17 protein-coding genes are annotated in these 19804 nt (G+C 72.0%); 13 read left to right on the top strand and 4 right to left on the bottom strand.

The features are described 5' to 3' along the window. Positions 1–46 precede the first annotated feature (46 nt). Positions 47–1171 (top strand): acyltransferase family protein, encoded by a 1125-nt coding sequence (locus ACRYCC_RS29890; RefSeq protein WP_433817063.1) that lies wholly within the window; start codon positions 47–49, stop codon positions 1169–1171. 76 nt (positions 1172–1247) lie between these two features. On the opposite strand, the gene ACRYCC_RS29895 is transcribed toward ACRYCC_RS29890, so the two are convergent. Together ACRYCC_RS29895 and ACRYCC_RS29900 are read right to left on the bottom strand one after the other, a co-directional pair. Next, positions 1248–1703: a tellurite resistance TerB family protein gene (locus ACRYCC_RS29895; protein ID WP_433817064.1), complete on the bottom strand. Its 456-nt coding sequence runs from the start codon at positions 1701–1703 to the stop codon at positions 1248–1250. Between the two features lie 125 nt (positions 1704–1828). Continuing rightward, on the bottom strand, positions 1829–2563 hold the full coding sequence (locus ACRYCC_RS29900; protein WP_433817065.1) for a GntR family transcriptional regulator: 735 nt from the start codon (positions 2561–2563) through the stop codon (positions 1829–1831). Positions 2564–2660: 97 nt separating this feature from the next. Here ACRYCC_RS29900 and ACRYCC_RS29905 point away from each other — a divergent pair, with 97 nt between their 5' ends. The 9 genes from ACRYCC_RS29905 to ACRYCC_RS29945 all read left to right on the top strand — a co-directional run bounded on the left by ACRYCC_RS29905 (position 2661) and on the right by ACRYCC_RS29945 (position 13180). Beyond that, positions 2661–3473, top strand: coding sequence for an N-acyl homoserine lactonase family protein (locus ACRYCC_RS29905; protein WP_433817066.1), 813 nt, complete (start codon positions 2661–2663; stop codon positions 3471–3473). Between the two features lie 10 nt (positions 3474–3483). Next, positions 3484–4773 carry a hydroxyacid-oxoacid transhydrogenase gene (locus ACRYCC_RS29910; RefSeq protein ID WP_433817067.1) on the top strand — a complete coding sequence of 430 codons (1290 nt, stop codon included), beginning with the start codon at positions 3484–3486 and terminating at the stop codon, positions 4771–4773. Between the two features lie 4 nt (positions 4774–4777). Further along, positions 4778–5215, top strand: a complete 438-nt coding sequence (locus ACRYCC_RS29915; RefSeq protein WP_433817068.1) for an FmdB family zinc ribbon protein — start codon at positions 4778–4780, stop codon at positions 5213–5215. A gap of 27 nt (positions 5216–5242) precedes the next feature. After that, entirely contained in the window at positions 5243–8107 is a 2865-nt protein-coding gene (locus ACRYCC_RS29920; RefSeq protein WP_433817069.1) for an FAD-binding and (Fe-S)-binding domain-containing protein, read from the top strand. A 110-nt stretch (positions 8108–8217) separates the two neighbouring features. Next, a complete protein-coding gene (locus tag ACRYCC_RS29925; protein ID WP_433817070.1) occupies positions 8218–9093 on the top strand; it encodes an SAM-dependent methyltransferase in 876 nt (291 codons plus the stop codon). Between the two features lie 193 nt (positions 9094–9286). Next, positions 9287–9634, top strand: coding sequence for a hypothetical protein (locus ACRYCC_RS29930; RefSeq protein WP_433817071.1), 348 nt, complete (start codon positions 9287–9289; stop codon positions 9632–9634). After that, positions 9631–12087, top strand: a complete 2457-nt coding sequence (gene nirB / locus ACRYCC_RS29935; RefSeq protein ID WP_433817072.1) for a nitrite reductase large subunit NirB — start codon at positions 9631–9633, stop codon at positions 12085–12087. The genes ACRYCC_RS29930 and nirB overlap by 4 nt, the downstream gene beginning before the upstream one ends. Further along, on the top strand, positions 12084–12383 hold the full coding sequence (locus ACRYCC_RS29940; protein ID WP_433817073.1) for a Rieske (2Fe-2S) protein: 300 nt from the start codon (positions 12084–12086) through the stop codon (positions 12381–12383). The genes nirB and ACRYCC_RS29940 overlap by 4 nt, the downstream gene beginning before the upstream one ends. Positions 12384–12661: 278 nt before the next feature. Next, complete coding sequence (locus ACRYCC_RS29945) at positions 12662–13180, top strand: hypothetical protein (protein WP_433817074.1); 519 nt, start codon at positions 12662–12664, stop codon at positions 13178–13180. A gap of 16 nt (positions 13181–13196) precedes the next feature. Here ACRYCC_RS29945 and ACRYCC_RS29950 read toward each other — a convergent pair whose 3' ends face one another. Further along, a complete protein-coding gene (locus ACRYCC_RS29950; RefSeq protein ID WP_433817075.1) occupies positions 13197–14066 on the bottom strand; it encodes an acyl-CoA thioesterase in 870 nt (289 codons plus the stop codon). Continuing rightward, positions 14063–14440 (bottom strand): DUF427 domain-containing protein, encoded by a 378-nt coding sequence (locus tag ACRYCC_RS29955; protein ID WP_433817076.1) that lies wholly within the window; start codon positions 14438–14440, stop codon positions 14063–14065. Before ACRYCC_RS29955 ends, ACRYCC_RS29950 begins: the two co-directional genes overlap by 4 nt. Positions 14441–14951: 511 nt before the next feature. On the opposite strand from ACRYCC_RS29955, the gene ACRYCC_RS29960 reads away from it, so the two are divergent. The 3 genes from ACRYCC_RS29960 to ACRYCC_RS29970 all read left to right on the top strand — a co-directional run bounded on the left by ACRYCC_RS29960 (position 14952) and on the right by ACRYCC_RS29970 (position 19762). Continuing rightward, on the top strand, positions 14952–15983 hold the full coding sequence (locus ACRYCC_RS29960; protein WP_433817077.1) for an acyl-CoA dehydrogenase family protein: 1032 nt from the start codon (positions 14952–14954) through the stop codon (positions 15981–15983). A 2-nt stretch (positions 15984–15985) separates the two neighbouring features. Then, positions 15986–17194 carry an acyl-CoA dehydrogenase family protein gene (locus ACRYCC_RS29965; protein ID WP_433817078.1) on the top strand — a complete coding sequence of 403 codons (1209 nt, stop codon included), beginning with the start codon at positions 15986–15988 and terminating at the stop codon, positions 17192–17194. A gap of 207 nt (positions 17195–17401) precedes the next feature. Then, positions 17402–19762: a xanthine dehydrogenase family protein molybdopterin-binding subunit gene (locus ACRYCC_RS29970; protein ID WP_433817079.1), complete on the top strand. Its 2361-nt coding sequence runs from the start codon at positions 17402–17404 to the stop codon at positions 19760–19762. Positions 19763–19804 lie beyond the last annotated feature (42 nt).

Here is a 19804-nt window from a genome sequence, read left to right on the forward strand (position 1 = left end):
CGGTCCCGGCCCCACGGACCGGCGAACCCCGACCCTGACGGATCTGATGAGCCATACCCCCCGACACGCGGCGCTCGACTCCCCCCTGTACGAACGGGCCGGTCAGCGGCCCCCCGGCGCGGAGCCGGAGCCCGCCCCTGCCGTGCCCGGCCCGGCTCCCCGGCGGCGGGACCCCTTCTTCGACAACGCCAAGTTCCTGGCGATCCTGCTCGTGGTGGCCGGCCACTCGATCGTCGAGCTGCGCGACGTCCGTTTCGCGCACGCGGCCTACCTGTTCGTCTACACGTTCCACATGCCGGTCTTCATCGTCATCACCGGCTACTTCTCCCGTAACTTCACCTTCTCCGGCGGGAAGGCCCGCAAGCTCATCACCAACCTGGGCGTGCCCTACGTCGTCTTCGAGACCGCCTACTCCACCTACGCCTGGGCGGTCGGGCACTCGGCGTTCCAGATCAGCCTGCTGGACCCCTACTACCTGACGTGGTTCCTCATGGCGCTGTTCGCCTGGCGGCTGTCCACCCCGGTGTGGCAGCAGATCCGCTGGCCCGTCGCGGTCGCCGTCGTCATCTGCCTGCTGTCGGGGATGGACCAGCTTCCGGGCGAGCTGGAGATGAACCGGGTCTTCGGCCTCGTGCCGTTCTACGTCCTCGGCCTGTTCCTCAAGGCGGAGCACTTCGAGATCCTCAAACGCCGCTCAGCCCGCGTGGCGGGCGCCGTGGTGCTCGCCGCCGGGCTCGCCTTCACCTACCTGGTCGCGGACCGGCACATGAGCGCCGAATGGGTGTACTGGAGCAACGGCAACCCCACCCTCGGCGCGAGCAACGTCACCGGCACGGCCATGCGGCTCGGCCTGCTCGTGGCCGCCTCGGTGCTCGTGGCGGCGTTCCTCGCGGTGGTGCCGAGACGCCGCACCTGGTTCACCTCGCTCGGTGGCGCGACGCTGTACGCCTACCTGCTGCACGGCTTCGTCACCAAGCTGGCCGCCTACCTCGGCTGGTACGACGCCCGCGCCCTGCACACCGTGCCCGGTGTGCTGGCCGTCGCGGCGGCCGGCGCCGTCCTGGCGACCCTGCTGTGCACGCCGCCCGTGCGACGGGCCATGCACTGGGCCCTGGAGCCCGACATGAGCTGGGCGTTCACCGCGCTGCGCCGCCCCAGGACCGGCTCCTGACGGCCCGGACCGGGCGCGCGGCACCGGCGGCGCCCGCCCCGGCCCAGTCCGGCCGGGGCGGGTCGGACGCGCGCCGCTACAGGTCGAACTCGTGCGGCGGCAGCGCCAGCGCGTAGCACGCCTCGCGGACCACCTGCTGCTCGGTCTTGTCGAAGTCGCCGTCGGCGCCGCCGATGACGATGCCTATCTGGATGACGGCACGGCCCTCGGCCGGCTTCTTCTTGGCCTTGGCGATCTCCTGCAGGATGCTGACCTTGCCGAAGTCGAAGTCGGCGGTCAGCTTGCTCAGATAGCCGTCGAAACGCCGCTGCAGATCGTCCGCGGGGAAGTTCTGCAGCACCGTGTTGGTGCTGATCAGCGAGGCGACCCGCCGTCGTTCGGCCGGGTCGACCGTGCCGTCGGCCGCGGTCACCAGCGCGCACATCGCCATGCTGGCGTCGCGGAACGCGCCGCTCTTCAGGTCGTTCTTCTTCGCCTCCAGCTGGGACTGCATCGTGGCAGCCGATTCCTTGAGCCTGTCCCATAGCGCCATCTGTGTCGTTCTCCTCAGCTCGGGGCCTTAGCTCGGGGGCCTTCAGCCGGACAACGGACGGGCACGGCGCGATGTGCCCGTACCGGGGACGCGAGACGGAGACGCCTGACGGGGCTCGGCCCGCGTCAGTCGATGAGCTCCGCCCAGAGCGCGTCGGGGTCGGTGCCGTCGGCGGATTCCGTGGCCGCCTGCGCCACCAGCAGCCTGCCGGTGTGCGTGACGTGCGCCGACATCGCCCGCCCCGCCGCCGCGGCGTCGGCGGCCGCGATCGCGTCGACGATCGGGACGTGCTCGGCGTAGATGTCGTGCAGCGTCCGGGACCGGTCGACCGTCGAGGCGCCCAGGTAGCGGGTGGTGTCGCGCAGGCCGTCGATCAGCCGCAGCAGCCGGGCGTTGCCCGCCGCGCCGAGTATGAGGTCGTGCAGCCGCCGGTCGTGCCGCATGAACAGTGCCTCGTCGTGTTCGCCCGCCGCCCGGCTCATCTCCCGGAGCTCGGCGCGCAGTGCGTCGATCAGCTCGGGGGCGGCTCCGGAGGCGACCCGGCGCGCCGCCGGGACCTCCAGCAGAAGGCGCAGGTGGAAGACCTCGGCGATGTCCCGGGGCTGCGGGATCACGATGCGGAATCCGCGGTTGCGCTCGAACTCCACCATCCCGGCCTCCGCCAGGCGCATGAGCGCCTCGCGCACCGGGCTGCGGGAGACCCCGAGGTTGTCGGCCATCTGGTACGCCGAGTAGAGCCTGCCGGGCTGGAGCGTGCCGGCTCGTACGGCCGCCCGGATCGAGGCCGCGACCTGGTCGGCCAGCGACGCGGCCGGAACGGCGAGCGGCGTCATCGACAGGGTTCTCTCGGCGTCGGCCATGGCGACAGGGTACCGAATCCGGACTATTGACATGTAACATGCTACATGCGAGCGTGTTCACATCCTTGATCCGATTTCCAGCTCGAAGGGCGAGATCATGGGAACGGCACGCAAACTTCACGTACTCGACTGCGGCGCGATGAGCTGCGACCTGACCTGGCTGCTGCTGAAGCCGGGGCGCAGCATCCGGCCACGGTCGGAGCGGGACAAGCCGGTCGAGTGGTACCCGTGCACGACGCACGCCGTGCTGGTGGAGACCGACGACGGCATGCTGCTGTGGGACACCAGCTGCCCGCGGGACTGGGAGACGCGCTGGGTGCCCACCGGCCTGCAGGAGTTCTTCCCCTACGACCAGGTCAGCGACGAGCAGTACCTCGACGCCCGGATCGGCCAGCTCGGCCTGTCCCCCGAGCAGATCGACTACGTCGTGCTGTCCCATCTGCACTTCGACCACGCCGGCAACGTGGGCATGTTCGCCGGGACCGGCGCGAAGCTGGTGTGCAACGACAAGGAGAAGGAGTTCGCCTTCGGATACGAGGGGGCCTTCAACGGCGCCCACCTCAAGGCCGACTACGAGGGGCTGGACTTCGAGACCGTCTCGGGCGACACCGAGCTGCTGCCCGGCGTCACGCTGATCGAGGCGCCCGGCCACACGCCCGGCACGATGTCGATGAAGGTGGACCTGCCGGAGACCGGCTCAATGATCTTCACCTCGGACGCCGTCTACATGGGCGACTCGTACGGGCCGCCGTCCACGCCCGCCGCCATCGTCAACGATCTGTCGGCCTGGTACTCCTCGGTGGAGAAGATCCGCGGTCTGGCGGAGAAGTCGGACGCCACCGTGGTCTTCGGGCACGACGCCGCCCAGCTCAGGTCGATGCGCCTGGCCCCGACCGGCTGCTACGTCTGAGGATGGAGCGATGACCACCACCCTGCCCGCCGATCCCGAGGCCGTCTTCACCTACGGCGCTCCCCAGCTGAAGTTCGGCAACGGCGCCTCCGACGAGATCGGTTTCGACCTCGCCCAGTACGGCGTCCGGCGCGTCCTGATCGTCACCGACCCCGGGGTGGCCGCCACCGGCACCCCGCAGCGCGTCGCCGAGCAGATCGGCCGCTTCGGCATCGACGCCGGGATCTTCGACGGCGTCCACGTCGAGCCCACCGACGAGAGCCTCGACGCCGCGATCGCGTACGCCCGCGGCACGGGCCCCTGGGACGCCTTCGTCGCCGTCGGCGGGGGCTCCAGCATCGACACCGCTAAGGCGATCAACCTGCTGCTGACCAATCCCGGTGAGCTGATGGACTACGTCAACGTGCCGGTCGGCAGGGGCACCGCCCCGGTCAACCCGCTGCGGCCGCTGATCGCCGTGCCGACGACGACGGGCACCGGGGCCGAGAGCACCACGATCTGCGTCCTGGACGTGCTGTCGCTGAAGGTCAAGACCGGCATCAGCCATGCCCGGCTGCGGCCCACCCTCGCCGTGATCGACCCGGACCTGACCCTGACCCAGCCGGCCGGGGTGACCGCCGCCGCGGGCATGGACATCCTGTGCCACGCGGTGGAGAGCTACACCGCGCGCTGGTACGCCAGCAACGAGCGCAAGCGCCCCGAGCAGCGCGTGCCGTACTGCGGCGCCAACCCGATCTCGGACATGTGGTCGGAGAAGGCGATGCGGCTGCTGGCCACGTCGTTCCGCCGCGCGGTCCGGCACGGCGACGACGCGGCGGCCCGCGGCGAGATGGCGCTCGCCGCCACCTTCGCCGGGATGGGCTTCGGCAACGCCGGCGTGCACATCCCGCACGCCAACGCCTACCCCATCGCCGGGCGGGTCCGCGACTTCCGCCCCAAGGACTACCCCGACGCCGAGCCGATGGTCCCGCACGGCATGTCGGTGTCGCTGACCGCCCCGGAGGCGTTCCGGTTCACCTTCGAGGCCTCCCCCGAGCGTCACCTCCGCGCCGCCGAGCTCCTCGCCCCCGGCAGGGACCGTCCCGCCGACGCGGCCGAGTTCCTGCCGTCGGTGCTCATCGACCTCATGCGCGACATCGGCATCCCCAACGGGATCGGCGCCGTCGGCTATGGGAGCGGCGACATCGACGACCTGGTCGAGGGCACCATGAAGCAGCAGCGGCTGCTGGCGACCGCTCCCCGGCCCGTCACCGAGGAGGACGCCGCCGGTATCCTCGTCCGCTCGATCGAACTGTGGTGATCCGATGGCCATCTACGACCTGAAATGCGGCGGCGGGCACGTGTTCGAGGTGATCCAGTCCTTCACCGCACCGCTGCCCGACTGCCCCGGCTGCGGGGCCCCGACGGTCAAGCTGCCGTCCCGGTTCGGCATCGGCGGCGCCGCGGCCCTGCCGCCGCCGGCCGAGGCGATGCCGCAGACCTGGCGCGGCACCTACGGCGCCGACCCCGGGTACGTACGGGAGCTGCGGCGCACCGTCGACCGCCGCAACGCGCTGGAGGAGCGCCACCCCGAGCTCGCCGGGGACCGGCGCCCCGTCCTGGCCCACGAGGGGAGGTACGAGGCGGCCCCGCTCCGCGCCGGCGACCCCGTACCCGCCGCCCATGCCCACCCGCACCCCCACTCCCACTCCCCCGGGCCCTCCCACCCGACCACCCCGGCCACCCCGCCCACCCCACCGTGATCATGCGATCAATCGTCGATCGATCGCATGATCACGGTGAGGACGGGGTGGGCCGGCCATCCGTGTCGACAAGGATCCGGCGACCACGTGTCTGAACTGCTGGCAGCTCTCCTCAAGGCAGGCGTACGGGACGTCAGCGACGCCACCGTCGATCGCGCCGCCTACTCCTCCGACGCCTCGCTGTACCGCGTGGTGCCCGCCGCCGTGGCGCGGCCCCGGCACACCGACGAGGTGGCGGCGGCACTCGAGGTCTGCCGGACCCTGGGGGTCCCGGTCACCTGCCGGGGCGCCGGCACCTCCATCGCCGGCAACGCGGTGGGCACCGGCCTGGTCCTCGACTTCAGCCGGCACCTCGACACCATCCTCGAGCTGGACCCCGGGGCCCGGCTGGCCACCGTCGAGCCCGGGGTCGTGCACGCGCGGCTCCAGCGGGCCGCCGCCCCGCACGGCCTGCGGTTCGGCCCCGACCCGTCCACGCACACCCGGTGCACGATCGGCGGGATGATCGGCAACAACGCGTGCGGCTCCCGTGCCCTGGCCTACGGCCGTACCTCCGACAACGTGCTGGCTCTGCGGGCGCTCACCGCGGCCGGGGAGCCGCTGCGGCTGGAGGGGCCCGAGCCCGGCAGCCATGGGACCGGCCATGAGGACCTGCGGAAGATCGTCGGAGCGGGGCTCGCCACGATCCGTACCGAGTTCGGGCGGTTCGGGCGGCAGGTCTCCGGATACGCGCTGGAGCACCTGCTGCCGGAGAGGCGCTTCGACCTCCGCGGCCTCTTCGTCGGCAGCGAGGGCACGCTCGGCGTCCTCACCGCCGCCACCGTACGGCTCGTCGAGGAGCCCGGCCACCGGGTGCTCACCGTGCTCGGCTACCCGGACATGGCGTCCGCCGCCGACGCCGTGCCCGCCGTCCTCCCGTACCGGCCGACGGCGTGCGAGGGCATGGACTCGCGCATCGTGGCGGCCGCCGGCGCGCTGGTGCCCGTCCCGCTGCTGCCGCGCGGCGGCGGCTGGCTCTTCGTGGAGGTCACCGGCGACTCCGAGGCCGAGGCCGCCGAGGTGGCGCGACGGGTCGTCGCCGTGGCCGGAGCGGTGGACGCGCTGGTGGTCACCGACCCGGCGCACGCCGCCGCGCTGTGGCGCATCCGCGAGGACGGCGCCGGGCTCGCGGGCCGCACCCCCGCCGGTGATCCGGCCTACCCGGGCTGGGAGGACTCCGCGGTCCCGCCCGAGTCGCTCGGCGCCTACCTGCGGGAGCTGGACGCGCTCCTCGACGACCACGACCTCACCGGCATCCCCTACGGGCACTTCGGCGACGGCTGCCTCCACCTGCGCCTGAACTTCCCGCTGCGCAGGCCGGACGGCCGGGCGGCCATGCGCGCCTTCCTCACCGACGCCGCCGGGCTCGTCGCCCGCTACGGCGGATCGCTGTCGGGTGAGCACGGCGACGGGCGGGCCCGCGGGGAGTTGCTGCCGCTGATGTACTCCCCCGCCGCGATCGACCTGTTCTCCCAGGTCAAGGGATACTTCGACCCGGACGACCTGCTCAATCCGGGCGTGCTGGCGCGGCCCCGGCCGCTGGACGCCGATGTCCGGCCCGGCCCCGCCCAGCCGATGCGCACCTCGCTCGCGCTCGCCTACCGCCACGACGGAGGCGACTTCAGCGCCGCCGTGCACCGGTGCACCGGGGTCGGCAAGTGCCGCGCGGACTCGACCGCGACCGGCGGCACGATGTGCCCGTCGTTCCTGGCCACCAGGGACGAGAAGCACTCCACCCGCGGCCGGGCTCGCATCCTGCAGGAGATGGTGAACGGCTCCCTGGTCACCGGCGGCTGGCGCGCCCCCGAGGTGCACGAGGCCCTCGACCTGTGCCTGTCCTGCAAGGCGTGCTCGTCGGAGTGCCCGACCGGCGTCGACATGGCCGCCTACAAGGCCGAGGTCCTGCACCAGTCCTACCGCCGGCGGCTGCGGCCCCGCTCGCACTACACCCTCGGCCGGCTCCCCCGGTGGGCTCGGCTGGCCTCGCTCGCGCCGCGCCTGGCCAACGCCACCCTGACCGTGCCCGCGCTGGCCCGCGGCGTCCGCTGGGCGGCCGGCGTCGACCGGCGCCGCGCCCTGCCGGTCTTCGCCCCGGTCACGTTCCGGTCCTGGTTCGCCGCCCGTACGCCCGCCCCGGCAGCGGGCGGCCGGCCCGTCCTGCTCTGGCCCGACACCTTCACCGACCACTTCGCCCCGGAGATCGGCATCGCCGCCGTGCGGGTCCTGGAAGCGGCGGGTTTCACCGTGTCGATCCCCCGCCGTACCGCCTGCTGCGCGCTCACCTGGATCTCCACCGGCCAGCTCGACGCCGCCCGGCGCATCCTGCGCCGCACCGTGTCCGAGCTGCAGCCGGCCGCCGACGCCGGGATACCGATCGTCGGCCTGGAGCCCTCCTGCACCGCGACGCTGCGCTCGGACGCGGTGGAGCTCCTCGGCTCGCCCGGCGCGAACGCCGTGGCACGGGCGACCCACACCCTCGCCGAGCTGCTGGCCACCGTGCCGCACTGGCGGCCGCCCCGGCTGCAGGGGACCACGGTCGTCGCGCAGCCGCACTGCCACCACGCCGCCGTGCTGGGCTGGGACGCCGACGAGCGGCTGCTGCGCGAGGCGGGCGCGGACGTCACCCGCGTCGGCGGGTGCTGCGGGCTGGCGGGCGACTTCGGCGTCAAACGCGGTCACTACGAGGTCTCCGTCGCGGTCGCCGAGACGGCCCTGCTGCCCGCCGTCCGCTCCGCGGCCCCGGACGCCACGGTGCTCGCGGACGGTTTCTCCTGCCGCACCCAGCTGGCCGACCTGGCCGCGCGCCCGGCGGTGCACCTGGCCCAGTTGCTGGCCCGCGACGCCGCGACCTAGGAGTTCACACCACCGCCGCCGCCGTCCGGGCGCCGCCGCGCGGGACAGGTCTTAGGCTTGCCTCAGGCCGGCTGCGCCGGCCCTACGATCGCGACGAGCAGGGGCGTGTCATGACCGAAGACGAGCGGCGGCTCGAACCGCCGACGCGGACCCCCGGCGCCGGCCTCGGGATCGATGTGACGAAGCCGAGCGTCGCCCGCGTGTACGACTACTACCTCGGCGGCAAGGACTACTACCCCGTCGACCAGGCCGCGGCCGAGGAGATGATGAAGGCGGCCCCCGAGTCGGTCCGCGCGGTCCGGGCGAACCGCGCGTTCCTCGCTCGCGCGGTGGACTACCTGGCGCGCGTCGCGGGCGTCCGGCAGTTCATCGACATCGGGTCGGGCCTGCCCACCCAGCAGAACGTCCACGAGGTCGCCCAGGCCGCCGCCCCGGACGCCAGGGTCGTCTACGTCGACCACGACCCGGTGGTGCAGGTGCACGGTCAGGCACTGCTCGCGACCAACGGCAACACCACGTTCATCCAGGCCGGGTTGCAGGAGCCCGAGGCGATCATGGACCACCCCGACACCCGGGCCCTGATCGACTTCGATGAGCCGGTGGCGGTCCTGCTCGTGGCCATCCTGCACTTCTTCTCCGACGAGGCCGACCCGGCGGGCCTCGTCGCCCGGCTGCGGGACGTGCTGGCCCCGGGCAGCTATCTCGTGATCTCCCATATCGACGACCACCCGTCCACCTGGGCGATCAGGAAGGCGATGGACGAGTCGGGCGCCGTGCCGTGGTTCCCCCGCACGGCGGCGGAGATCACCCGTTTCTTCGACGGCTTCGAGCTCGTCGACCCCGGCCTGGCGTCGGTCTCGACCTGGCAGCCCGGAGGGCCGGGCTCCGGCGTCGTTCCGCTTCAGGCGACCGCCCTGCCGGGCGGCGAACCGATGTGGTGCTCCGGCGCCGTCGGCCGGCTGGCGCCGGCCGGTCCATCGCGGTAGCGGGGAGAGCCGGCACGGCTCGGCGAACAGGACGGGCGGTCGTTCCCGCGGGCGTCCCGCCCCTGACGCGGGTCGGCTGTGCGGGATCGGCCGCGTGCTTATAACGCGGCCGTAACGGCATGGCAACGGGGGCTGCGGAGCCTGGACGGTGACTGGCGCTCTGACCGAGACCCGGGCCAGCGGAGGAGACCGCATGCACAGCTCCCCCCGTTTCCTGCAGGGGATGTACGAGTTCACCGGCCAGGGCATGCAGAAGCCCTTCCTCATCGACCCCGCGCTGAGCTATCTCGTCCCGCTGGGGACGACCGCGCAGCCGCTGTACTTCCGCGGCGGGAACGGCACCGGGGAGATGGTCACCGTCGTGCTGATGCGGGACGGCGCCCCGATGCGGCTGTTCCCCATCGGGGCGCGCGGCGCCGTCCACGTGCCGCTGCGGGTGGTGGAGGATCTGCTCGGCGACACCCGGCTCGAGTTGCACGTCGTCGCGCCCGAAGGCTGCGCGGGCGTCCTGTCGGTGGACTTCGGGCTGGTCGAGATATGACCGGCTCCCCCAGGGCGCGCCTGGTCGTGGTGGGCAACGGCATGGCCGGCGCCCGCGCGGTGGAGGAGATCCTCGCCAGGCGGCCGGACCTGTTCCAGGTGACGATGTTCGGCGAGGAGCCGTACGGCAACTACAACCGCATCCAGCTGTCGAACCTGCTGGCCGACGGGACCGACCCTGACGACGAGATCTACCTCAACCCCGCGGCGTGGTACGCCGCGAACGGCGTCACCCTGCACGCGGGGGTACGAATCGTACGGATCGACCGGTTCGCCAGGCTCGTCTACGGCGACGACGGGTCGGTCACCCGGTACGACAAGCTCATCGTGGCCACCGGCAGCCGCACCTTCTTCCCGCCGATGGAGGGGATGTGGGCCGACGACCGGACGCTGACGCCCGGCGTGTTCGGCTTCCGCACGATGGACGACACGATGGCGATGCTGCGCCACGCGCGTGCGCACCACCGGGCGGTGGTGATCGGCGGCGGGCTGCTGGGCCTGGAGGCCGCGCGCGGCCTGCAGCGCCACGGCGTCGAGGTCGACGTGGTGCACTCGGCGCCGTGGCTGATGAACCAGCAGCTCGACGCGCAGGCCGGCCGCATCCTGCGGGCCTCGATGCAGCGGCTCGGGATCACGGTGCACACCGGTGCGAGGTCGACGGCGATCCTGCACGAGGGCGGCCCGGTCACCGGCGTGCGGTTCGCCGACGGGACGGAGCTCGGCTGCGACATGGTGGTGCTCACCGCGGGCATCCGGCCCAACGTCGGGCTGGCCACCGTCTCCGGCCTGACCGTCGAGCGGGCCATCGTCGTGGACGACCAGCTGCGGTCGGTGGACGACGACGACATCTACGTCGTCGGGGAGTGCGCGCAGCACCGGGGCGAGGTATACGGCCTGGTCGCCCCGCTCTGGGAGCAGGCCACCGTGCTCGCCGACCACATCACCGGCACCGATCCGCACGCGGCCTACCACGGGTCGCGCATGGCGACCAGGCTGAAGGTGGCCGGTGTGGACGTCGCCACCATGGGGGTGAAGGAGCCCGAACGCGAGGACGACGAGTTCGTGCAGTTCTCCGAGCCGGGCCGCGGCGTCTACAAGACCGTGGTGATCCGGGACGGCCTGCTCATCGGCGCGACGCTCCTCGGAGACGTCTCCAAGGCGGGCTTCCTGATCCAGGCGTTCGGCGGGCGCTCCCGGCTGCCGGAGGATCGGCTGCGCCTGCTTTTTGAGATGGGCACACCGGGCCCGGAGACGGCGGCCGCCGAACTCGCCGACACCTCCCAGGTGTGCAACTGTAACGGGGTCAGCAAGGGGCAGATCACGGCCTGCGTCCGCGACGGCGCCACCTCGGTGTCCGGGGTGATGAACACGACGCGGGCCGGGAAGGGCTGCGGGGCGTGCAAGGAACTGGTCGCCGACCTGGTGGCGCTCGCCGCCGGGGACGGCGTCGAGGAGGATCCCGACTGGTACGTCCCCTGCATTCCGCTGGCCAAGCCGGCGCTGATGGCCGAGGTCCGGGCCCGCGGCCTGCGTTCGGTCTCGTCCGTCTTCGCCGCGCTCGCTCCGGACGGTGAGCACGCGGCGAGCAAGATGCCGCTGGCCTCGCTGCTGCGCATGATGTGGGGGCGGGACTACCTCGACGAGCGCGACGCCCGTTTCATCAACGACCGGGTGCACGCCAACATCCAGAAGGACGGCACGTTCTCCGTCGTACCGCAGATCAAGGGCGGGGTGACGACCCCCGCGGAGTTGCGGCGCATCGCCGAGGTCGCCGAGAAGTACGACGTCCCCATGGTCAAGATCACCGGCGGTCAGCGCATCGACCTGCTCGGGGTCCGCAAGGAGGACCTGCCCGGCGTGTGGGAGGACCTGGGCATGCCGTCCGGGCACGCCTACGGCAAGAGCTTCCGTACGGTGAAGACCTGCGTCGGCAGTGACTTCTGCCGGTACGGCCTCGGTGACTCGACGGCCCTCGGCATCGCGCTGGAGGACCGGTACAAGGGGCTGGAGAGCCCGGGCAAGCTGAAGCTGGCCGTCGCGGGCTGCCCGCGGAACTGCTCGGAGGCGCTGGTCAAGGACCTGGGCGTGGTCGCCGTGGACGGCGGCCGGTGGGAGGTCTACGTCGGTGGCGCCGCCGGGGCCCATGTGCGCAAGGGCGACCTGCTGGCGACCGTGGGCACCCCCCGGGAGGTGATGACGCTCGCCGGGCGGTTCCTGCAGTACTACCGGGAGAACGCGCGCTGGCTCGAACGCACGTACGCCTTCGTCCCCCGGATCGGCATCGAGCGTCTCCGCTCCGTCCTGCAGGAGGAGGGCGCCCGGCTGGACGACGCGATGCAGGCGTCGGTGGACGCCTACACCGATCCCTGGCAGGAGCGCGCCACGCCCGTGACCGAGGGCCAGTTCCGCTCCTCGCTGCCGCTGGTCCCGCTCCCCCGGGTGCCGGTCCGATGACGTACGTGCTCGGCCCGGCCGGCCAGATCCCCGTCGGTGAGGGGCGGGCGTTCGCCGTCGGCGGTGAGCAGATCGCGGTGTTCCGGCTGCGCGACGGCGGCCTGCGCGCCGTCCAGGCGGTGTGCCCGCACCGGGGCGGGCCGCTGGCCGACGGGCAGATCGACGACGGCGTGGTGATCTGCCCCCTGCACGCCCACGCCTTCGACCTGGCCGATGGTCACTGCGCCACCGGCGCGCCGCCGGTACGCACCTACCCGGTCTTCGAGGAGGACGGCCGGTTGATGGTCGGGAATTAGCGGCCGGAGTATTTACCCGGAGCAGAGTCGCGCCGTGTTGACAGCTTTCCGCGACACCCGGTTACCGTGATATCGCCGAATGTAGATAAGTGTCGGGATACAGGTGCGCGGCAAAGTGCGCGCAACGCCTGCCGGCTTCACGTCTCGGCCACGTCATGAGAACGCACCTTTCTCCGGAGCTCCTTTTCCTGGGCCGTCCGCGCGGAGGGTGCGAGCGAGGAGTCATCTCGATGCGAGAGAAAAGCAGGGCGTGTCTACTGGCCGCTCCAGTGCTCGTGATGTCCTTACAGGGAACCGCGGTGGCCTCGTCCGGTCATCAGAGCGGCCCCTCTCCTGGTTCGACGGCCCCCGGCGGTCGCACGCCCGCGCTGACCGGCAAGACCTGGGAGCTGGACCTGAAGGCCGAGGGCTGCGGGCCGCCCCTGGGCGTGGCCGCGAGCGACCTCGGCATGGGGATCGTCAAGAGAACCCTCGTCTTCGGGGACCAGGGCATGCTCAGGCAGCAGGACACGATCAGCCCCGGCAACGAGGTCAAGAACCTGCTCGAGGCCGCATACGAGATCACGGGAGACACCGTGAACATCCGGTGGAAGCCGGAGGACCAGCAGGTGGACAGCTACCGGATCGCGGGCCTGACCGACACGAGTGTCACGCTGGCCGGTGGCTACTACACGTGCAGGTACAAGAGCACCCAGGAAGCCCCGCCGGCCCCGGCACCGGGGTCTCCGGCGCCGGGCACGCCGATGCCGGAGAGCCCCGCGCCGGAAAGCCCGCTGCCGGAGACCCCGACGCCGTAGGCCGGGGGGTACGGCTTCACAGCCGGGACTCGACGGGCACCGACGTCGCCGGTCCGGTGGGCTCGAAGGCCCGGATCATGGCGTCCTGGGTGAACGACGCGACAAGGCGCCCCTCCTCGGTGAGCACCTGACCGCGGACGTAGCTCATGCCCGCGCCGACGTAGGTGCTCTCGTGGTGGTAGCGGATCCAGCCGTCCCACCGCACGGGATCGTGGAAGCTCACCCCGATGGCCATGACCGCGGTCGAGACCGTCTGATGTGCCTGGGACGTACCGATCCCGGGGTGCGCCCGCATCGTGGTGGAGACGGAGAGATGACCGGTGAAGTGCGCCAGCAGCGCGCGGCGCAGGTCATCGCGCTGGGGCACGGCGTCGTAATGCAGCCAGGCGTCCATGATCGGGGGCCCGACCTCGTCGGGACTGCTGTGTCGCCGGACCCCCTCGATGCGCAGCCGCCTGCCCCGCACCGGCATGTCCGCGGGGTACGCCGCGCCGGGTCCGGCGACCGGCGGGCCCGCCCACCGGTCGTGCCGGATGACGTCGGGCTGCGGATGGTCCAGCAGCACCGTACCGATCGCGCAGGTCCGGTCGCCCTGCCCGACCGTGACCGTGGCGCTGGCGAACGAGCGCCCCGCCCGCACCGGTGTGACGGTGAACTCGAGCGGCTTCGCCGGGTCGGCCACGGCGACGAACAACGCGTGCGCGGAACGCACCGTCCGGCCCGGCAGGGCCTTGCCCGCGGCGACCAGGGACTGGGCGAGGATCTGGCTGCCGTCGACCACCTGCCGGCCCCCGCCGTCGCTGTCCCCCGCGAAACGCGTCCGGGCGGGATCGAGCGGTTCCACGTCGAAGAGGCCGATCATCCGCTCGAGCGTCGACTCGGTCATGGCCGCACCCCGGTGAAAGCGCCCTTGCCGATCGTCACACGGACCTCGTCCTGATCGAAGGCGACGTAACCGGCCAGGCGGGCGACCTCCGGGAAGGGCTCCGGATAGCTCCACGCGATGCCGGACCCCTCACCGCCCGCGGCCCGCCAATACACGGCCTGCCCTTTGAACGGACAGACGGTGCGGTGGCCGGTCGGCTCCAGAGCCGAGAAATCGACCGCGTCCCTGGGGAAGTAGACCACCAGTCCGTGATCCTGCTCGTCGACGGTCAGACAGGCGTTGCTGCCGGCCAGGCGGCTCTCACCCAGCCACGCGCTCATGACGTTGGTGCGGGCCAGCACGTCAACGCGGTAGTCCGGCCGCTCGGGGTACATGGACCGCACAGGCATCGAAGCCACGGCTGCAGCCTCACTCTCATCACTCGGAGGTCCCGGGACGTGGTGATGCGGCCCGCCAGTGGCGAGAGACACACTCTCGTATAACGGAAGGCAGCATCTCCATGGCTGAAGACACTATTCGGCCACTGTCCGCCTGGTCCACTCCGGCCCTCGAAGTACCAGGCCGAGGGGTCGTCCTGGGCGACGGCCGCGCAGGCGCCCATGCGCGCGGTCACCCCGGGCCCGGAGCGCCCGTAGGACGAGCAGCGACGATATGAGCGTTCGCGGTTTTCGATAGGATGCTTCTCTTTAGAAGCGATCACCATTGCCACGCCTGTTCCGCGCGCGTAATGTTGCGTCGACCAGCTGGGAACAGGCCCCGGGACGGCGAGGTCCCTCAAGACCGTTTGGAGATCGTCCATGCACGGAGTGCCGGCAGGGCGGCTGCGCCGATGCCCTCACCGTTGACGGGATCACCGGCCGGACGACGCTGCAAAGGTAGCCATTCGTGAACTTGGACTTCAGTGACGACCAGGAGACGCTGCGCGTCAGCCTGCGCGAGTTCTTCCAGAAGGAGTCGCGTCCCGAGGTCGTCCGCGGCTCGGAACCCCTCGGGTTCGACGCGGCGCTGTGGCGCAAGGTGGTCGGGCTGGGCCTGGCCTCGATCGCCGTCCCCGAGGACCGGGGCGGAGGCGGCGCCGGGTTCGTGGAGCTCGCCATCGCCGCCGAGTCCCTCGGGCGGTCGCTCGCGCCGGTGCCGCTGATCGAGGCGGCGATCGCCAACACCGTGCTCACCTCGGTGCCGCAGCAGGCGACGCTGGAGCCGCTGGTGTCGGGCGCCGTCGCGGGCGATCTGCTGGGCACACTGGCGCTGCACCCGGTCACCGGGGACGTCGCCCGGCTGGTCCCGGCGGGCGCGGTGGCGGACCTGGTCGTCGTGCTGCGCGGTGAGGAGCTTCTGGCGGTCCGGATGACCGGCCGGCCGGCCGACGCCGTTCCCAACCTCGGCGCGATGCCCATCGCCGACTGCCGCCTGGACTCCGGCGAGGTGATCGTGCTGGCGAAGGGCGCGGCGGCCGCCGCGGCCTACGACCATGCGGTCCACCGCTGGGAGATGCTGACCGGGGCGGCGCTCGTCGGCATCGCCTCCAGAGCGCTCGAGCTCGGTATCGACTACGTCATGCACCGCCGGGCCTTCGGCGCGCTCATCGCCGGGTTCCAGACGATCCAGCACCGTCTCGCCGACAACGCGACCGCCGTCGAGGGCGCCCGGCTGCTCGCCTACGAGGCGGCGTGGGCACACGACGTCGAGCTGCCCGCGGCGGGCACGCTGGGCACGATGTCGTTCCTGTTCGCGTCCGAGACCGCGTTCCGGACGGCGTCCGACAGCCTGCACTTCCACGGCGGCTACGGCTACACCCTGGAGTACGACGTCCAGCACTACTTCCGCCGCGCCAAGGCCTGGCCCCTGGTGGCCGGTGACCGCCGTGCCACCTACGCGCAGCTGTCCCACCGCCTGTTCGACGTTACGGAGGACTGACGATGGACTTCCGGGAGTCCGACGAGCTGGCCGCGCACCGCGAGGCGGCACGCACCTGGGCCGACGCCAACGTCCGGCCCGAGTGGGCCGACGAGCAGCTCCGCACCGGCTGCCACCAGACGATGGAGCTGCACGCGCTGTTCGCGCGGGACGGGATCCTGGCCGCCGGCTGGCCGCCGGAGTACGGCGGGAGCGACGTCGCCCCCGGGTTCGCCCGGGCCGTCTTCGAAGAGTGCGCGCGACGGGGGCTGCACTTCGACGGGTGGGCCACGACCACCATGGTGATCCACACGATCCAGCACGTCGGCACCGAGGAACAGAAGCGCGAGTACCTTCCCGCGGCGTTGCGCGGCGAGATACTGATCGCCCTCGGCTACAGCGAGCCGGACTCCGGCTCGGACGTGGCGGCGGCCAAGACGACCGCCGTCCGGGACGAGGCCGGGTGGGTCGTCAACGGCCAGAAGATGTTCACCAGCACCGCGCAGGTGTGCAGTCACGTCTTCGTCCTCGCCCGTACGAATCCGGACGTGCCCAAGCACAAGGGGCTCTCGCTGTTCCTCGTGCCGACGGACGCCCCCGGCTTCGAGATCCAGCCGATCCACACGCTCGGCGGCCAGGTCACCAACGCGACCTTCTATGCCCAGGTGCACGTACCCGATTCGGCCCGTATCGGCGGGGCCGACGAAGGCTGGAACGTCATGAAGGTGGCACTGGTGTACGAGCGGGGCGTCTCCAGCCCGGCGTCGCTGGAGAAGAACCTGGCCCCCGGCCTCGCCGCCTGGGCGCGGCAGGCGCACCGTCCCGACGGGACCCGTGTCCTGGACGACCCGCTGGCCGCGGAACGCATCGGCAGGATCGCCGTCGACGAGGAGGTCGCCCGGCTCCTCGGCCGCTGGATGAACTGGCGCGCCACGAAGGGCGGGGTCCCCGGCGTCGAGGGAACCATGAACAAGCTCTTCTTCACCGAGGCCGAGCAACGGCACTACAGCGACACCCTCGACATCCTCGGCGCCGAGGGCCTGCTGGCACCGGAGGCGTCCGGCGCCCCCGCCGGCGGCCGGTTCGAACGCGACTTCCGGGCCGCCGTGGTCAGCACGGTCTACGGGGGGACGAGTGAGATCCTCCGGGACGTCATCGCCGAACGCCACCTCGGCCTGCCCCGCAACCGCCCGAACCAGGAACTCGGCAAGGCGGCCGACGTGTCACGGTGACCACCGCCCGGACAGGCCAGGACCTTGACCTCCGACAGAAGCGGATGCTAAGCATATGCCCAGCAATGCTGATCGACTGCTCAGCGGCACGGGGACGGGTGCGTTCCCGCGTGCGCTCCGGTACGCGGCAGCGGATCGTGAACATGGTCGAGGGAGGTCCGCGGTGAGCGACTTCGGTTCGGTCGTCCTCCGGGGCCGGTGGGGCCGGTGAGCGCCCTGAACGCGGCCGCGGCCCGCTACGCCGGTGCCCGCGTGACGCGAGTTGAGGACGCGCGGTTGCTGACCGGCCATGGGACCTTCGTCGACGACGTGGTGCGGCCCGGCATGCTCCATGGGTGTTTCGTGCGCAGTCCGATGGCCCGGGCCCGGATCGCCGGCATCGACGCGTCCGAGGCGCTCGCCCTCGAGGGCGTCCACGCGGTCTTCGTGGCGGAGGATCTCAATCCGGGTGTGCGTGAGCAGTGGTACACGCTGATCGGCCGCGATGTCCCGGACACGCCGCGGCCGCCGCTGGCCGAGGGCGAGGTGCGGTTCGTCGGGGACCCGGTGGCGCTGGTGGTCGCCACCGACCGTTACGTCGCCGAGGACGCGGCCGATCTGGTCGTCGTCGACTATGAACCGCTGCCGCCGGTCGTCGACTACGTCACCGCACGCGAGTCCGACGAGCTGGTGCATGCCGGTTATCCGGGCAATGTCGCGGGCGAGCTCGAAGGCCCTCCGCTGGAGCAGCTCGCGCCGGTCTTCGACGAGGCCGCGGTGGTGGTGCGTGAGACGGTCTACCAGCAGGCCTATGCGCAGGTGCCCATGGAGACGCGGGGGCTGGTGGCGGAGTGGTCCGCGCCCACCGGCGAGCTGACGATCTGGGCCGCGACCCAGTCTCCGCACGAGGTGCGCCTGTTCTGCTCCCGGCTGCTGGGGCTGGCCGAGCACCGGGTGCGGGTGGTGATGCGCGACACCGGTGGCGGCTTCGGGCAGAAGGTCATACCGCAGCGCGAGGACATGTGCGTCATGCTGGCGGCGCGGAAGGTGCCCGGCGCGCTGAAGTGGATCGAGGACCGGCGGGAGAACCTGCTGTCGGCCGGGCAGTCGCGCCACGAGCACGCCGATGCGCGAATCGCCTTCGACGCCGAGGGCGGCATCCTGGCCGCCGCGATCGACTACACGCAGGACGTCGGCGCCTATCCGGTGCCGTGGCCGGTGGGGACGGCCGCGGCCGTCGGGATGTTCTTCCCCGGCCCCTACCGCGTGCCGCAGGGCACCTGGTCCACGGCCTGCGTGTTCTCCAACACCGTCGGCCGTACGGCCTATCGCGGGCCGTGGCAGTTCGAGTCGGTGGCGCGGGAGCTGCTCCTGGACATCGCCGCTCGCCGGCTGGGCATGGATCCGGCCGAGTTGCGCCGCCGGAACCTGCTGCGACGTGACGAGCTGCCGTGTCTCAACCCCAACGGCATGCCCTACAGCGACATCACGCCCCTGGAGACGTTCGAGCAGGCGCTCAAGATGCTGGACTACGAGGCCTTCCGGCGAGAGCAGGAACAGGCCCGTGCCGAGGGCCGCTTCCTGGGCGTGGGCACGTGCACCTATGTCGAGCCCACCACCGCCGCCATGGCGTTGCACAGCACCGAGGGCGCCACGATCCGGATCGAGCCGTCCGGCAAGGTCAACGTGTACGTCTCGGGCGGGTCGGCCGGCAACAGCATCGAGACCACCGTCGTGCAGCTCACCGCCGACGCGCTGGGGGTGGACATCGCCGACGTCAGCACCATCCAGGGTGACACGGCGATCACGCCGTTCGGCGGCGGATCGGCCGGCAGCCGGTCGGGCTCGATGACCGCGGGGGCGGTGGCCGAGACCGCGTCCGTGCTGCGGAAGCGGATCGTGGCGATCGCCGCGCACCGCCTGGAAGCCGCCGCGGAGGACATCGAGCTGGCCGGCGGGCGGGTCACGGTCCGTGGCGTGCCGTCCGCGGAGCTGCCGCTGGCCGAGATCGCCTCCATCGCCTACTTCCAGCCCGAGGCCCTGCCGCCCGGGGTGCCGCCGGGCCTGGAGGCCAGCGGCCGGTACCGGCCGGAGACCCCGCTGATCTGGGCCAACGCGACGCACCTGTGCACCTGCGAGGTGGACGTCGCGACGGGCGAGGTGACGTTGCTCCGGTACCTCGTCAGTGAGGACTGCGGCCCGATGATCAACCCCAACGTGGTGGAGGGCCAGATCGCGGGCGGCGCCGTACAGGGGATCGGCGGTGCGCTCTACGAGCATCTCGCCTACGACGAGGACGGCAACCCCGTCGCCACGACGTTCATGGACTACCTCCTCCCCACGGCCGCCGACGTACCGGACATCGAGTACGGCCACGTCGAGACACCGGCACCCGGACCCGGCGGCTACAAGGGCGTCGGCGAGGGCGGCGCGATCGGAGCGCCGCCCGCGGTGGTGAACGCGGTCGCCGACGCGCTCGCGCCGTTCGGCGTGCAGATCACCCGCCTGCCGCTGACGCCGGAGTCGATCGTCGCGCTGGTACGCGAATCCCGGACCCGCGAGACGGCCCCGCCGACAGGAGTGAACTGATGGACCCGCAGCAGACGTTCAGCCCGCGCCGGCGACGGTGAC

It is taken from the genome of Actinomadura scrupuli (assembly GCF_050971785.1).
Lineage (GTDB): Bacteria > Actinomycetota > Actinomycetes > Streptosporangiales > Streptosporangiaceae > Actinomadura_E > Actinomadura_E scrupuli.